The organism is Psychrobacter sp. 1Y1 (assembly GCF_051847395.2).
Classification (GTDB): domain Bacteria; phylum Pseudomonadota; class Gammaproteobacteria; order Pseudomonadales; family Moraxellaceae; genus Psychrobacter.
The window spans coordinates 521,337-536,525 of sequence record NZ_JBPYDF020000001.1; the positions used below are offsets into that span (position 1 = coordinate 521,337).

General features: G+C 44.9%; 10 protein-coding genes. 7 read left to right on the forward strand and 3 right to left on the reverse strand.

Translation table 11 applies throughout. The features are described 5' to 3' along the window. Positions 1 to 33 precede the first annotated feature (33 nt). Entirely contained in the window at positions 34 to 1,137 is a 1,104-nt protein-coding gene (locus ACS8FA_RS16250; RefSeq protein WP_439264102.1) for an alkene reductase, read from the forward strand. Between the two features lie 106 nt (positions 1,138 to 1,243). On the opposite strand, the gene ACS8FA_RS16255 is transcribed toward ACS8FA_RS16250, so the two are convergent. Together ACS8FA_RS16255 and ACS8FA_RS16260 are read right to left on the reverse strand one after the other, a co-directional pair. After that, the gene (locus ACS8FA_RS16255) at positions 1,244 to 2,209 is read right to left on the reverse strand and encodes a pirin family protein (RefSeq protein WP_439264104.1); all 966 of its coding nucleotides are present in this window, start codon (positions 2,207 to 2,209) and stop codon (positions 1,244 to 1,246) included. A 165-nt stretch (positions 2,210 to 2,374) separates the two neighbouring features. After that, positions 2,375 to 3,658 (reverse strand): BaiN/RdsA family NAD(P)/FAD-dependent oxidoreductase, encoded by a 1,284-nt coding sequence (locus tag ACS8FA_RS16260; protein WP_439264106.1) that lies wholly within the window; start codon positions 3,656 to 3,658, stop codon positions 2,375 to 2,377. A gap of 451 nt (positions 3,659 to 4,109) precedes the next feature. Between ACS8FA_RS16260 and acs the strand changes: the two genes are divergently transcribed. The 3 genes from acs to pgsA all read left to right on the forward strand — a co-directional run bounded on the left by acs (position 4,110) and on the right by pgsA (position 8,871). Further along, complete coding sequence (acs, locus tag ACS8FA_RS16265; RefSeq protein WP_439264108.1) at positions 4,110 to 6,071, forward strand: acetate--CoA ligase; 1,962 nt, start codon at positions 4,110 to 4,112, stop codon at positions 6,069 to 6,071. A 281-nt stretch (positions 6,072 to 6,352) separates the two neighbouring features. Next, entirely contained in the window at positions 6,353 to 7,540 is a 1,188-nt protein-coding gene (locus ACS8FA_RS16270; protein WP_439264109.1) for an NAD(P)/FAD-dependent oxidoreductase, read from the forward strand. 647 nt (positions 7,541 to 8,187) lie between these two features. Further along, positions 8,188 to 8,871, forward strand: coding sequence for a CDP-diacylglycerol--glycerol-3-phosphate 3-phosphatidyltransferase (pgsA, locus tag ACS8FA_RS16275; RefSeq protein WP_057758088.1), 684 nt, complete (start codon positions 8,188 to 8,190; stop codon positions 8,869 to 8,871). Between the two features lie 101 nt (positions 8,872 to 8,972). Here the strand turns inward: pgsA and ACS8FA_RS16280 are convergent, their stop codons facing one another. Next, positions 8,973 to 9,467 carry a pyridoxamine 5'-phosphate oxidase family protein gene (locus ACS8FA_RS16280; protein WP_439264111.1) on the reverse strand — a complete coding sequence of 165 codons (495 nt, stop codon included), beginning with the start codon at positions 9,465 to 9,467 and terminating at the stop codon, positions 8,973 to 8,975. Between the two features lie 482 nt (positions 9,468 to 9,949). Here ACS8FA_RS16280 and purL point away from each other — a divergent pair, with 482 nt between their 5' ends. From purL to ACS8FA_RS16295, 3 genes are all read left to right on the forward strand, one after another. Then, the gene (gene purL, locus ACS8FA_RS16285; RefSeq protein ID WP_439264113.1) at positions 9,950 to 13,963 is read left to right on the forward strand and encodes a phosphoribosylformylglycinamidine synthase; all 4,014 of its coding nucleotides are present in this window, start codon (positions 9,950 to 9,952) and stop codon (positions 13,961 to 13,963) included. A gap of 215 nt (positions 13,964 to 14,178) precedes the next feature. After that, a complete protein-coding gene (locus ACS8FA_RS16290; RefSeq protein ID WP_439264114.1) occupies positions 14,179 to 14,577 on the forward strand; it encodes an ACT domain-containing protein in 399 nt (132 codons plus the stop codon). 254 nt (positions 14,578 to 14,831) lie between these two features. Beyond that, entirely contained in the window at positions 14,832 to 15,164 is a 333-nt protein-coding gene (locus tag ACS8FA_RS16295; protein ID WP_439264116.1) for a hypothetical protein, read from the forward strand. Positions 15,165 to 15,189 lie beyond the last annotated feature (25 nt).

A 15,189-nucleotide genomic window follows, 5' to 3' on the forward strand; every position in this document is an offset into this window, starting at 1 on the left:
CATAGATAGCAGCAATAACCAATAGGACAGATTATGGCACACGATATTTTATTTGAGCCTGTAAAAATGGGCACACAAACGCTAAAAAATCGCATTATGATGGCCCCACTGACACGTCTGCGTGCCGTTGAGCCAGGCGATGTCCCTATCACATGGGCAGCAGAGTACTACTCGCAGCGTGCAGGGGCGGGCCTTGTCATCACTGAAGCGACGCAAGTATCGTTTCAAGCAAAAGGCTATGCAGGCGCACCAGGGCTACATACTCAAGATCAAGTCACTGCATGGAAAGCCATCGTTGACAATGTCCACGCTAAAGGTGGCAAGATCGTCGTCCAGCTATGGCACACAGGACTTGTCTCACATGAAAGCGTACAACCTGAACGCCGTGCGCCAATTTCAGCCTCAGATGTCGATGTAGGTATCCGTACCTCATTGCGTGATAGTGACAACCAAGCCATTCGCGCGGATGCCACGCCGCCGCGCCCAGCCAGTCTTGATGAGATTCAGCAAGTGGTTACTGACTTTGCGCATGCAACCAAGTGCGCGCAGGAAGCGGGGTTTGATGGTATTGAGATTCATGGCGCGCATGGTTATTTGCTGCATCAGTTTTGGGCCGAGCATACCAATCAGCGTGACGATGAGTACGGTGGCAGCCGCGAAAACCGCGCGCGTCTAACCTTGGACGTGATTGATGCTTGCGTAGAGGCATGGGATGCTGATCACGTGGGTATTCGTATTTCACCACTTGGCACGTTCAACAATGTTGAGGGAGGCTACGAAGAAGACGATAACATTTGGCTGATTGAGCAAATCAACAAGCGTGGTCTAATGTATTTGCATCTGTCAGAGCCAGACTGGGCAGGGGGTACGCCTTATAACGATGAGTTCCGCCAAAACGTACGTAATGCTTTTGGTCAACTGATTATTGCCGCTGGTGGCTATGATGCGGACAAAGCTGAGAAGAACATCAAAGCAGGCTATATCGATGCGGTAGCATTCGGTCGTGATTATATTGCCAACCCTGATCTCGCTGAACGTATTCAAGAGGGCGCACCGCTCAACGAGCAGCATCCAGAGAGCTTCTATGGTGGCAGCACGGTTGGCTACACTGATTATCCGTTTATGAATGAAGTGTAAGCAATTATCCATCCGTCAGTATCACTGAATAGGCAGACAAACGCGTTATAAAAAAGCCCTTTGACTATCGATAGTTAGAGGGCTTTTTTTTACGCATTTATTTTGATTAATATCCAAAATTGCCTGTTTGATAATCACGGAACGTTTGTCGTAGCTCATCTTGGGTATTCATGACAAAAGGACCATGACCTGCGATAGGTTCACCGATTGGCTCGCCGCTTAGCAGTAGCAATTTGATAGGTGTGTCTTCATCGGTAGTTGCAGGGTAGGTCAATTCGATAGTATCAGTAGCAGGTAATGATGAATGTTCAGATTGAGTGCCTACGTGAGCTTGGATAGGCGCTGAAAACTGAATTAAATTACCTGCATTGACTAACGTACCATTGATCAATATCTGACCTTCTTGTATCAGCAGTAGGGTGTTATGCGTTTTCGGTACTTGTAGCGAGGTTGTACCTGCTGTATGTAGCTCAATATCCCAGAGATTGATCGGGGTAAATGTCGTTGCTGCGCCCGTTATTCCGTGCCAGTCACCTGCAATGATGGCAGCTTGGCCGATGACAGTTTGCTCATCGCTATTGTCTATCAGATCGACCATAGGCATATCAGCACGTTTGATAGATTGATATTTGGGGTCGGTCAGTTTGTGGGCGCTTGGCAAGTTGACCCATAACTGCACCATACTAAATATACCACCACGTTGCCCAAAGGCTTCAGAGTGGAACTCTTCGTGCAGAATGCCGCGTCCAGCAGTCATCCACTGTACATCACCTTCTAAAATATCACCGCGCCCACCTGTCGAATCTACATGACTAATCTCACCTGCATAAGCAATGGTGACAGTTTCAAAACCTTTATGTGGGTGTTGACCAACGCCATGTGGCTGCATTTTATAAGAGGGATTGGGTGAAAACGTTGTTGGCTTGGCATAATCTAATAATAAGAAAGGATCAGTATGGCTATAATTAAGGTCTGGATTGTCATCTAAATGACTGATCAGAGTTTTTACAAAAAAGCCGTCACCTACCCAGTGCGACTCTTTTTCACCGTGAATGTGTTTAATTGAACGCATGGGTCACCTTATTAGTCTAATTAGAATTACTATCAATAGAAAAGCTATTATTAAGTAATACTACTATGAATATAAGAGTAGATTGTATGAGTTTTTATTACTATTTCATTCCTAGTGCTGTCAGCAGCGATTAAGCAAATGTTAAACACTTATAAGTGTCCATGATTAGACGGTCTCACCACTCACAAAACCACTTGCCCATGCCCACTGAAAATTATAACCACCAAGCCAGCCGGTCACATCAAGCACTTCACCGATAAAGTATAAGCCGTCTTGTAAATTGCTTTGCATCGTTTTTGAAGAAATCTCATCAGTTTTGACGCCGCCGCGTGTGACCTCAGCGGTACGGTAGCCTTCCGTGCCAGAAGGTTTGAGCTGCCAACCATTAAGGGTAATACCAAGCTCTGTGAGACGTTCGTCTTTAATATTAGCAAGCTCCGTATCTTTGATGTCTTCCCACAGATGCGTCTGTAGTGCTGCTAATAGCTTCTTGGGTAATGCATTATCTGTGTTTTCTGCCAATACGGTACGAATAAGCTGGCGTGGATGTGACTTTTTGCGAGCAAGTAAAAGCTCAGTGACGTCTATTTCAGGCAACAAATTGATACTGATGGTTTCCCCAGTCTGCCAATAGTTGGAGAGCTGTAGCATGGCAGGGCCAGAGAGACCACGATGGGTAAATAGGACGGGCAATTTAAAAGAGATACGCTCATTACTGGCAATAACTGGCAAACTGATACCAGCCAAAGCACGGATAAGCTCGCCTGTTTTGTCAGTGAAGGTAAAGGGTACAAGGCTAGCGTCAGTTGGCACAAGAGTATGCCCGAACTGCTGCGCCAACTCATAGCCGATACCACTTGCTCCCATGGTCGGGATAGATAGTCCACCAGTGGCGATGACTAAAGACTCACAGCTATAGCCTGTTTGCGAAGATTGAGTGCCGTTCGCAATGTCTTTTTTACCAAGCTTTTTACTCGTCGTTAGATAAAAGCGCTCACCGTTATCATGAGCAGCAGTTTTAACGTGATCAATCTGAGCATTAAGCTTTACTTGTACGCCTACAGCCGTGCATTCATCTAGGAGCATAGACAAGATATCTTGTGCCGAGTCATCACAGAACAGCTGACCGTGTTCGCGTTCATGGTAGGCAATCTTATGCGACTCTACCATGCCGATAAACTCCCAACTCGGGTAACGACTCAGCGCTGATTTGCAGAAGTGGGGATTGGCACCGATAAAATGCTCAGGCTCTACAAAGTAATTGGTAAAGTTGCAGCGACCACCACCTGACATCAAAATCTTTTTACCAGCTTTATTGGCATGATCCAAAACCAATACGCGGCGACCGCGCCGTCCGGCAGTCAGTGCACAGTACAACCCTGAAGCGCCAGCACCAATAATAACGACATCATAGTGAGTATGGTTTTGTGCATTGCGTTGATTAGTCATTGCGGTCTCGTAAAACGATGGGGTGAAAAAAGTATAACCAGGCCAAGCATTGTTTTTATTAAAAACGCGGCTGACATTTTGTTAAATGAAGCAGTATGTTTAGTGTAGCTATTGTCCATATTTCACTAAAGGTTACAAGGATTAAATGCCCTAAGCCATACGCTGTTACCGTGTGATCACAACCAGCTGTCATTTTAGTACTATCGTTATGATAGCTGCCCCTATAAATAGCATTATACGTACCAGTATAAGTACTAATATAATTATCTAAACATACAGATGTACAGTGAAATTGTTATGTTTGGCTTTTGATGTCTTGCAACCGTCACGCTTATTTGTCAAACTAACGATGAGTGTCACACATTATGGAAGATGACTCTTATCGCTTACATGGGGCGCGTCATAGACGTTTGTCCGTGTAGGTCATAATAATTAAAAGGGACCCAACATTATGACTCAGAAATCATTTCCTATCTCAGCCGAGTTTATGGCTGCTGCTAATACCACACCTGATAAGTACGTTACAGACTACCAGCAATCTATCGAATCACCCGAAGCCATTGATGCTTTCTGGGCGAAGCGTGCTGAGCTAATCGATTGGATAAAAAAGCCGACCAAAGTCAGTAACGTCAATTATGATTTAGATGATTTTCGCATCAAATGGTTTGAAGATGGTGAGCTGAACATCTCAGTCAACTGTCTCGATCGTCACCTTGAAGAAAACCCATACAAGCCTGCTATCATCTGGGAAGGTGATCACCCTTCATTGCACAAAATCATTTCTTTTAAAGAATTGCATGAAGCTGTCTGCCGTTTGGGTAATTCATTGCGCAAGCTTGGCGTTGTAAAAGGTGACCGCGTAACGCTATATATGCCGATGATACCGGAAGCCATGGTAGCGATGCTGGCATGTGCGCGTATCGGTGCGGTACATTCAGTGGTGTTTGGTGGTTTTTCTGCCGAGAGTTTGGGTAATCGCTTGATAGACAGTCGCTCAAAAGTTGTTATTACCGCTGACGAAGGTTTACGCGGCGGCAAGCACACACCGCTCAAAGCCAATGTCGATCACGCACTCGACATGGATGGCACTGAGAGTGTCGAAAAAGTCATTGTCGTTCATCGTACGGGTAACTCTATACCGATGAGTGGGCGCCGTGATGTGTGGTATCACAATTTGGTCGATGGTCAATCAGAGATCTGCGAGCCTGAAGTTATGAATGCCGAAGACCCACTATTTTTATTATATACTTCTGGCTCGACTGGTAAGCCAAAAGGTGTAGTGCATACTACAGGCGGCTATATCACCTATGCTATCTCAACGTTCCGTGATGTTTTTGATATCAAAGAAGATGACGTCTACTGGTGTACGGCAGATGTAGGCTGGATTACTGGCCACACGTACTCAACCTATGCACCATTGGCCAATGGCACGACAACGGTAATGTTTGAAGGTGTACCAGAGCATCCAACATGGGCACGTATCGGTCATATCATTGATAAGCATGACGTGACTATTTTATACACTGCACCGACAGCTATTCGCGCGATGATGAAAGAGGGCGATGCTTTTGTTCGAGAGTCGGACCGTTCTAGTTTGCGTCTGCTAGGTTCGGTCGGTGAGCCGATCAACCCAGAAGCGTGGGACTGGTACTACAATGTCGTCGGTGATGGTAAATGTCCTATCGTCGATACATGGTGGCAGACCGAGACTGGTGGCATCTTAATGGCACCAATACCAGGCACGGTCGATCTCAAACCGGGCGCGGCAATGACACCACTATATGGCGTCAAACCAGAAGTCGTCGATAGTGATGGTGCGATTTTAGAAGGCCCTGCAGAAGGCAATTTGGTGATCAGTAGCGGCTGGCCAGGGCAGATGCGTACTATCTACAATGACCATCCACGCTTTTTGAAAACCTACTTTAGCGATTATCCGGGTCATTATTTCACGGGTGATGGCGCTCAACGTGATGAAGATGGGCATTACTGGATTACTGGTCGTGTCGACGATGTACTCAACGTGGCAGGGCATCGCTTGGGCACAGCAGAGATCGAGAGCGCCGTGGTTGCGCACCCTGCAACTGCTGAAGCTGCGATTGTCGGTATGCCGCATGAGATACGCGGTACAGGTATCTGTGCATTTATCATTCTAAAGTCAGGTGAAGAAAAGACCGACGATCTAAAAGCAGAATTAAAACGCCATGTGCGTGCCGAGATTGGACCAATTGCGACTTTAGATGCCATCTATATGGTTGATGCACTACCAAAAACGCGCTCAGGAAAAATCATGCGCCGTATCTTGCGTAACCTTGCAGCAGGTCAATATGTAGGACTGGGCGACCTATCTACGCTTGCCGATAGCTCAGTGATTAATGACTTGGTTGAAGAAGTCAAAGCGGGCCGCGGAGAGTAAGTTAGCCTGATAACGAACCTGCAGTATTAAGGATAGTTATTCAGTACTAGCCATCAATATTTGCATATCAAAGTTAAATAAAAGCCATGTTATCGAGAATAGCATGGCTTTTTTACGTAGACGATATTGATATTGAGTCACTTTAAAGGTTCAATAATACTAACAAGACAACATCGCTACCATTTCAATTGAGGATTAATTGACGAGCCACTCGGTACTTACTAGGCTAGATAATTAATATAGTAGCGACTCATAAATACTTTATAAGGTCTACTGTCATTATGACTGATCATGCTTTGTGCTCAACTGTTCTATCTGACCCAAAAATTGCCATCATCGGTGGTGGCCTAACTGGATTGCTCACAGCAACACTATTAGAGCGCGCGTCAAACCAGACAGGCAATACCCCGCAAATCACTATCTTCGAAAAATCACGTAGTGTGGGCCGTTTAGCGACCCGCTATCGCAGCGATAGTGAGACTGGTAAAAACTGGCAATGGTCGTTCGGCGCACAGTTTTTTACTGCGAAAACTGCTGACTTTCAACAGTTTATCGCGCCTTGGTTAGATACAGGGTTGCTACAGCCGTGGTGTGCCGAAGTGGTTGAATTAACTCCTGCAAGTAACAATGAGCAGTCGCCTAATATCCAAAGCAAAGAGCAATGGGACGCGGTGCATGCACGCTATATCAGTAAACCAAAAATGACCAGTTGGGGCCGTGAATTGGCCGCCGCGCTCAAGCATACGACCATAGTGTTTAAGACCCGTGTCGCACCGCTTGCTCAGTATTTGCACCATCAAAACCCGCAGCAGTCTCAGCATCAGATCCAGAACCAGACTCATAATCAAGACAGCAAGCAAACTGAGCTATTTGACGAAACTGGAGCCAGTCTGGGTTGGTTTGATTGGGTGATATGTACAGCGCCAAATGGTCAGGCGATAGAGCTGATGTCAGATAGTGGCTTTGCTCAACAAGACAAAATTACTAAACCGCAAATGCAAGCCTGCTATACGCTGATGCTTGGCTGGGATGATGTACGAAAGCTACCTGAGACATTAAATGGCCAACTTGCACCGCAGTGGGATGTCGCTTATTTAAATAGCGCTGTTCTTGATAGGGTATTTATTGAGCATCAAAAACCTGCTCGTGATGAGCTACTACCAAGTGTCATCATTCATGCACGTAATGACTGGTCAGAGGCCCACGTCGATGATGATATTGAGTTGGTAAAAGAACAGTTATTACAGGCGGCAAAACAAGCATTAAATTGGAATGAAGACAGCGCACCTAGCCAAACAGATTGCCATCGTTGGCGCTATGCAGCTACTATTGTAAATAAGGATGCTGAAGAGCTAGGCATATTAATCGATGCAACCAAACAATGGATCGTCAGTGGTGATTGGTGTGCAAAAGGTAATATTGAGAGCTGCTATCGAATGGCGCAGCAAACTGTTAAGGCAATCATGTAAACTCGGCAAGCGTAATATCTATGCTCATTATTTTACATTGTTTAGAACTGAGGCTTATTTTAAAGCTAGTGTTTAAGCGATATTTGGGAAGTATAAAAACTCGATATTTAGCAAAATGTAAGCAAAAAAAGGCCCACAGAGGAGGTACTGTGGGCTGAGGAAAACGGGTCATGTATTAGCTACACAGGCCGTGGTCAAGAGTTGTTGTAATTATTGGTGCTCTCTACTGTTATTTATAAGGGTAATAATTATCAATACAATAGGTGGAGATATTTACTTAGCTATTAATATTTACTGATATTTACTAATTTAAGTGTACAAGTGTTCTGGTACAGTCGCTATGATAGCGCAATTGAGTGCTGTCTAGCGGTTTTGGTTACAGTATATTACGTTGTAAAAATCCAAAAGACGCAAAGACTGGTATGAAGCACTGATATTTAGAGTAAGTAGCGCAGCTTTATGGTGAAATCATTCATAAAGGCTGCCAATAATTTCAATAGCTTATGTCGATAAGAGGACATCTAGTCGATCTTGATACCTTTCTTGATATCTTTGATAACTCAATCGCTGCAGAGATGGCATGACGCCTTGTCCGAAAAATGCTAAGCTATCTGCCATTATTATGTTCATATTAAACTGGGTTTGCCATGACTGACAGCACGCATTTGCATACGCAGGAAGAACCGCCAAGTTCGCAAAATACCAAGAGTATTTTTAACTTGCCTAACAACCTTACGATTGCGCGTATCTTGATGATTCCGCTATTCGTCGCGATTGCTTATTGGCCGCCAGCCATGGGTATTGGTATGCCTGCGATTTCAGACAATGTCATTGCGCGCGTTGGGATGAGCGAGTTTAGCGATAGTTTGTTACGCCATTTATTATTGACTGGGGTCTTTATTATTGCCGCGATTACCGATTGGCTCGATGGGTACTTTGCTCGTAAACTAAATGTCATGTCAGCCTTTGGTCGATTTTTAGACCCTGTTGCTGATAAATTAATGGTGGCCGTCGCGCTTATCGTTCTTGTACAGTGGCATCCTAATATCATTATGGCGATAGCGGCTATCGTCATTATTTCGCGTGAAATCGCAGTATCAGCGTTACGTGAGTGGATGGCAGAGCTGGGTAAGAGTACTAGCGTCGCAGTATCTTATGTTGGCAAACTAAAAACTACGTTCCAGATGGTAGCGATTACCGTACTACTGCTTAATTGGCAGTCGCTTGAAACCATCGGTTATGTATTAATGGTCGCCGCTGTGATACTTACCTTATGGTCGATGATGATTTATCTAAAAGCTGCTTGGCCTTATTTAAAGCAAAGCGGATAATTCCATAAAACGAAAATAATCAGCATAAAATTTAGGTAATAAAAAACGCCAGTCGCACTAGCTACTGGCGTTTTTTTTCTACTATTTATGGATTAGATAACTTATAACGTCACAGAGTTATTTTCACCTAAATTGGTTGCTTTCTTGCCGTCCATTACTGCAGCAGTAGTCATCTTAAACATATTAATTACTGAGCTACCGCTTAGCCAGTACTCGGCACCATGTGGGACGACTTTGATTAACTGTACATTTGGATCTTCTTTACCTTGCTCATAAAACGCATTATAAATTGGCGACCATAGCTCATCTAGTTTCTCTTGGTCTTCGACCAATTCTGCTTTACCGTTAATTGAGACATAATCTTTTGAATCTTGACTGACATAGGCCAAGTTCACTTGTGGGTCTTTTTCAATATCTTTGATAGTTTCTGTAGTCTTATCACCAATAAACCAAATCTCTTTTGCGCCAATGCTCGTCTCGCTAGTGGTCATCGGGCAGGCATGTAAGTGGCCTTCGTGAGTACGAGTGGTCATCATGGCAAATTTCACTTCTTTTACCAGTTCTTGTACTTTATCAATATGGTCTTGTCTACTCATAATAAATTTCCTTTTTTATAGTGTTTTAATTGGGCTCATGTAGCGTTGTTTTAATTAGCCGAATTGAACAGTTGATTATTTATAGTAATTTTTCTTTAGGCTAGATATGTCTAACCATTAAATAAATCTAAAAGTTAAACGTCATCGTCGCCTTAACAACTGAGACTAGAATACCGAGTTGTCACCCTACATTTATATAGGTTCCCAGTAATGCGATGTGAGTGTTTGTAAGGAATATGAAGGTTAGGTAAAAATTGTGACAGCGTAGATTTGAGCGTTCTATTTTTCAATGGATAATTCAAAAACGACTTAAAAAGATACTTTTTTTAATTATCGATTCGCAAATAATAAGTCGCGATAGAACGCAACTTATCGGCAATTTATCTTGGTTTAGACCTGCTTATTACAGGTCTTCTTGTTATAATACCCAGACCATTTACTTAGCATGGCAGAAATGCCTTGATCTTACGGATTATGCCTTTATGATGACCATCGCCGGACAACCGTTTCTTACCGATTTTCAGACGCAGCAACTCATCAGTCAGTTTCAGCAAAAAACCGAGCTAAATGTCAGTCAAATAAGTACACAGCAAGTGTATGTGCTATCACGAGAGCTATCTGGTGATGAACATAAAAAAGCGCTAGATCTACTGGCGGTTGATCAGTCAGCAACGCTAAATGCGCCGCAAGACAACCAACTACAAGTCATCGTTGGGCCACGTTTTGGTACGATATCGCCATGGGCAAGTAAAGCGACAGATATCTTTAATAACTGTGAAATCGAGATCAATCGTGTTGAGCGTGTCGTTGTTTATACGTTAACCCTTGATGAAAAAACAGACGGTGAAGCAGGCGAAAAACTACCAGTAGACGCCGAGCAGTTATTGTTTGACCGTATGACTCAGAGCTTGGTTTATGACTTGAGCGATGTCAGCAAATTGTTTGATGATCAAGCGCCAGCATCACTGAACCATATAGATGTAATAGGACAAGGTCAGGCAGCGCTAGAATCTGCCAATACAGAGTTCGGCTTTGCGTTATCAAGTGAAGATATTGATTATTTAATGAATGCCTATGTCAATGAGCTAAAGCGTAATCCAACTGACGTTGAGCTGATGATGTTTGCACAGGCAAACTCAGAGCATTGCCGTCATAAGATTTTCAATGCTCAGTGGACAGTTGATGGCAAAGCACAGCCAAAATCATTGTTCCAAATGATTAAAAACACTTACCAGTCTAATCCACAAGGCATATTGTCAGCGTATAAAGACAATGCTGCGGTGATGGCAGGGTCTGATGGCATGCGTTTTTATCCTATCCCGACTGAAGCGATGGATGCCAATTCAGCCCATCCTTACGATTTCCATCAAGAAGAAATCGACATCTTAATGAAAGTCGAAACCCATAACCATCCAACGGCGATTGCTCCTTATGCCGGTGCAGCAACGGGCGCGGGCGGTGAGATTCGTGATGAGGGCGCAACGGGTCGTGGCGGTAAACCAAAAGCCGGTTTAACGGGCTTTCATGTGTCACATCTTCATATCCCAGAGCTTGCGGAAAAATGGGAGCAGTCAGGTCAACTAAGTACGCAGGATTATGGTACGCCAGATCGTATGGCGACCAGTCTTGAGATTATGACTGAAGCGCCATTAGGCTCAGCCAATTTCTCAAATGAGTTTGGTCGTCCAAACTTATGCGGTTATTTCCGTAGTTTCCAATTGGACACGTCAGCGGCAAAAGATGGCAGCCAAATGCGCGGCTATCATAAGCCCATCATGCTGGCCGGTGGTTACGGCAATATCAAACGTAACCTCATTGAAAAAAATGCCATTCAACAAGGTGATTTATTAATCGTCCTTGGTGGCCCTGCAATGCAAATCGGTCTTGGTGGCGGTGCAGCATCTTCGGTCGATAGTGGTTCACTGGATGAAGGCTTGGACTTTGCTTCTGTACAGCGTGATAACGCTGAGATGGAGCGTCGCTGTCAAGAAGTTATCGATCGCTGCTGGGCCTTAGCTGGTAATGATATTGACGCAAGCAATAATAGTAAAGATGGCAACCCAATCGTCTCGCTACATGATGTCGGTGCAGGCGGTCTATCAAATGCCATGCCTGAATTGGTCAATGACCATGAAATGGGCGCGGTGCTCAATCTACGGAAAATTCCATCGTTAGAAGCGGGCATGTCACCGATGGCAATTTGGTCAAACGAAGCACAAGAGCGTTATGTCCTTGCGATTCGCCCAGAGAGCAAAGATCAATTTGATGCCATCTGTGCCCGTGAGCGCTGCCCGTATGCCATCTTGGGTGAAGCGACTGAAGTACGTCAGCTAGTCGTTAATGACGAATTGCTCCCTGAGCAGCCAGTCGATATGCCGATGCAAGTATTGCTTGGTGGTACACCGCAGATGCAGCGTAGCTTTGAGCGTCAAGAAACTACTTTACCAGCATTAGAGCTTGGTGACATCAATCTAGCCGAATCTATCAAAGATGTATTACGTCATCCAACCGTTGCTAGCAAATCATTCCTCATTAGCATTGGTGACCGCTCTATCACGGGTATGGTCGTTCGTGATCAGTTCGTTGGTCGCTACCAAGTGCCGGTTTCTGATTGCGCGGTGACTGCTTCAGGCCTGATTGCGTTAGATGGTCAGCCAATGAGCGGTGAAGCGATGAGTGTCGGTGAACGTACGCCTGTTGCGTTGATTAATCCAAAAGCTTCTGCACGCTTGGCGGTTGGTGAGGCGATTACCAATATCGCAGGCGCGCGTATTACTCAGCTATCTGACATTACCATGTCAGCGAACTGGATGGCAGCTTGTGGCGAAGACGTAGAAGATGCCGCATTATTTGACGCCGTCTATACCGTTGGTGAAGAGCTATGTCCGGCACTTGGTATCGCTATCCCCGTTGGTAAAGACTCGCTATCGATGCGTGCTAATTGGACGGATAGCAATGCTAAGCAAGGCAGCCAAGATAAATCAGTCGTTTCACCGATGAGCTTGGTTATTACTGCTTTTGCACCTGTTGTTGACGTGGCAAAAACTTTAACACCTGAGCTAATCAATGGTGATAGCGCCTTTTATCGTATTGATTTATCAAAAGGTAAATTGCGTCTAGGCGGTTCAATCCTGGCGCAAACGCTCAGCCAATTAGGTAATGACTGCCCAGATTTAGCGCAGCCAAGTGACTTGGTCGACTTCTTTAACTTTATCCAAGCGGGTAACGCGCAAGGCGTCATCAGCGCCTATCACGATATCGGTGATGGTGGCTTGCTTGCAACGATTGCTGAGATGCAATTCACCAGTCGTCAAGGTATCAAGCTGTCATTGACTGATGATAACTTACTCGGTCAACTGTTCAGCGAAGAGCTGGGCGCAGTGATTCAAGTCTTACCAGAAAACGTCGCCGCTTTAATGCAATTGGCAGAAGAGTTCAACGTCAGTGATATGCTCAGCCTAGTTGGTCAAAGCTCGGAAGAAGATAGCTTAATCATCCAAACGCCAACACTGATGGGTGATGATACCTTACGCTTTAAGCGTTCTGAGCTGCAACAAGAATGGAGTCAGGTCAGCTATCAAATTGCCCGCCGTCGTGACAACCCAGCCTGCGTACAGCAAGAATATGACTTGATTAGCGATGCTAGCCATCAAGGTCTTATCGCTGCGCCAAACTTTGATCTCAATCAAAAGGTTGAAGAACCGTACTTAAACAGCCGTGACACTCAGCCAAGAGTCGCTATCCTGCGTGAGCAAGGCGTCAACGGTCAGTCCGAGATGGCAGCAGGCTTTACCCAAGCTGGCTTTGAAGCGGTCGATGTGCACATGAGTGATTTGCTTGAAGGTCGCATCAATCTACGTGATTTCGACGGTCTGGTCGCTTGTGGTGGCTTTAGCTACGGTGACGTATTGGGCGCAGGCTCTGGCTGGGCAAACTCTATCTTGTTCCATGACGAATTGCGCATGCAGTTCGTGCGCTTCTTTGCCCGTCCTGATACCTTCTCACTCGGTGTCTGTAACGGTTGTCAGATGATGGCGCAATTGAAAGACCTCATCCCAGGTGCGGAAAACTTCCCACGTTTCGTCGCGAACAAATCAGCTCGATTTGAAGCACGTACGGTCAATGTAAAAGTTGAGCGTACCAAGTCGATCCTGTTCAAAGGGATGCAAGACAGCATCTTACCAATCGCTGTGGCGCATGGTGAAGGCTATGCCACACTAGACAATCCCGAAATCGACGGTATGGCTAAACACGGTCAGCTCGCGATGCGTTATGTCGATAGCCAAGGTCATCCAACCGAGACGTATCCGCTCAATCCAAACGGTTCGCTCGGTGGTGTCACGGGTCTATGTAGCACCGATGGTCGCGTCACTATCATGATGCCGCATCCTGAGCGTAACCTAAAAGCCTACAACCACAGCTGGAAACCAGAAGAGTGGGACGAGGACGGCGCGTGGATGCGTATGTTCCGCAATGCCCGAGCTTGGTTGCGCTAGTCGCAAATCAGGTCTCTAGTAATTGCTTATAGTTTTAGATAGCTGTTTTTTAAAATAAAAAGGTGGGCTTAGGCTCACCTTTTTTGTGTTTACAATTTGAGTGTTTGGAAATAAAGGCTAGCGTTTATAGCGTGTTCTCACGAATATAAATAATGACACCCATGCTAAAATTGCGGTGAACAAAGATTAAAATCAGGCAAATAAGGAAGAATAACATGTCAGGAATTACAGATATCAATGAGCTATTGAGTTCGATGCAGCCAGCACTGGTTGATGAATTATTCGTGTTCTGTACCGTAAAAGGTCAATTGGCTGAATACGTAAACCTAGCGCCAATAGCGACGTTTATAGAGTCAGAAGGGCTGACTCTGGTGTTAACAAAAGACAAAGCTGACGAAGCAGGTTTACAGTATGAAGGCGTGTTTCAGCAAATCACTCTGACGGTGCATTCAAGCCTAGAAGCGGTAGGTCTAACCGCAGCCGTGTCAACCAAACTGACCTCAAAAGGTATCAGTGCCAATGTGATAGCTGCCTATTATCATGACCATATATTTGTGTCGAATGATAAGGCGGAGCAGGCGCTATCAGCGTTAAAAGAGCTGAGTAATATATAACGTTTTTTATAAGTAAGTGAGCTGTTTCCCGCCTTTCGCTTGTATCTCCCAGTCTGGGCGCGGCGCTGGCTACGGTTTGGGTCGTCGCTTGCTTCGCCTCGCCACCCCAAAACCTAGCCATCACAACTCACCCAAACTAGCAGGATACCGCTACAGTCGGGGCTAGCGGTGACATCGTGTTCTTGCTACTATCTATTGTGGTTGAGAAATTTTATCTTATAAAGCCATGATTTTTATTTCATTGAATTTACGTTATGGATACTATTTGGATGACAAAAATAATCGACTATATAAATGAATTCCCTCTACCAATGAGCTGTGTACCGCTAACTTTGAAGTCGCTTCTTTCACAAGAGAGCATCGATATACCAGATAGTAAAATAAATGTAACTACTCAATTTGAAAAGAATCAATATATGAATGGATATGAGCATCTGCATATGCTCATGGCTTGTATTCCTGAGAAAGATATTCAATCTCTTAAAGTGCTACCAGAAAGTGCAGAAGGTACAGTTAAATCATCTACGCCAATCTGTGATGAAGTAGGTGGCATTTATCCAATTAAAATAACTGTATCAGGATACTGACCCCTGCCGTCAATCCCGTAGAATT

Bases quoted from the DNA above. Each gene is read 5' to 3' on its own strand.
- purL (WP_439264113.1), top strand. From the start codon at position 9,950: ATGATGACCATCGCCGGACAACCGTTTCTTACCGATTTTCAGACGCAG.
- ACS8FA_RS16255 (WP_439264104.1), bottom strand. From the start codon at position 2,209: ATGCGTTCAATTAAACACATTCACGGTGAAAAAGAGTCGCACTGGGTA.
- ACS8FA_RS16280 (WP_439264111.1), bottom strand. From the start codon at position 9,467: ATGAGTAGACAAGACCATATTGATAAAGTACAAGAACTGGTAAAAGAA.
- ACS8FA_RS16260 (WP_439264106.1), bottom strand. From the start codon at position 3,658: ATGACTAATCAACGCAATGCACAAAACCATACTCACTATGATGTCGTT.
- ACS8FA_RS16270 (WP_439264109.1), top strand. From the start codon at position 6,353: ATGACTGATCATGCTTTGTGCTCAACTGTTCTATCTGACCCAAAAATT.
- ACS8FA_RS16290 (WP_439264114.1), top strand. From the start codon at position 14,179: ATGTCAGGAATTACAGATATCAATGAGCTATTGAGTTCGATGCAGCCA.
- acs (WP_439264108.1), top strand. From the start codon at position 4,110: ATGACTCAGAAATCATTTCCTATCTCAGCCGAGTTTATGGCTGCTGCT.
- pgsA (WP_057758088.1), top strand. From the start codon at position 8,188: ATGACTGACAGCACGCATTTGCATACGCAGGAAGAACCGCCAAGTTCG.
- ACS8FA_RS16250 (WP_439264102.1), top strand. From the start codon at position 34: ATGGCACACGATATTTTATTTGAGCCTGTAAAAATGGGCACACAAACG.
- ACS8FA_RS16295 (WP_439264116.1), top strand. From the start codon at position 14,832: ATGGATACTATTTGGATGACAAAAATAATCGACTATATAAATGAATTC.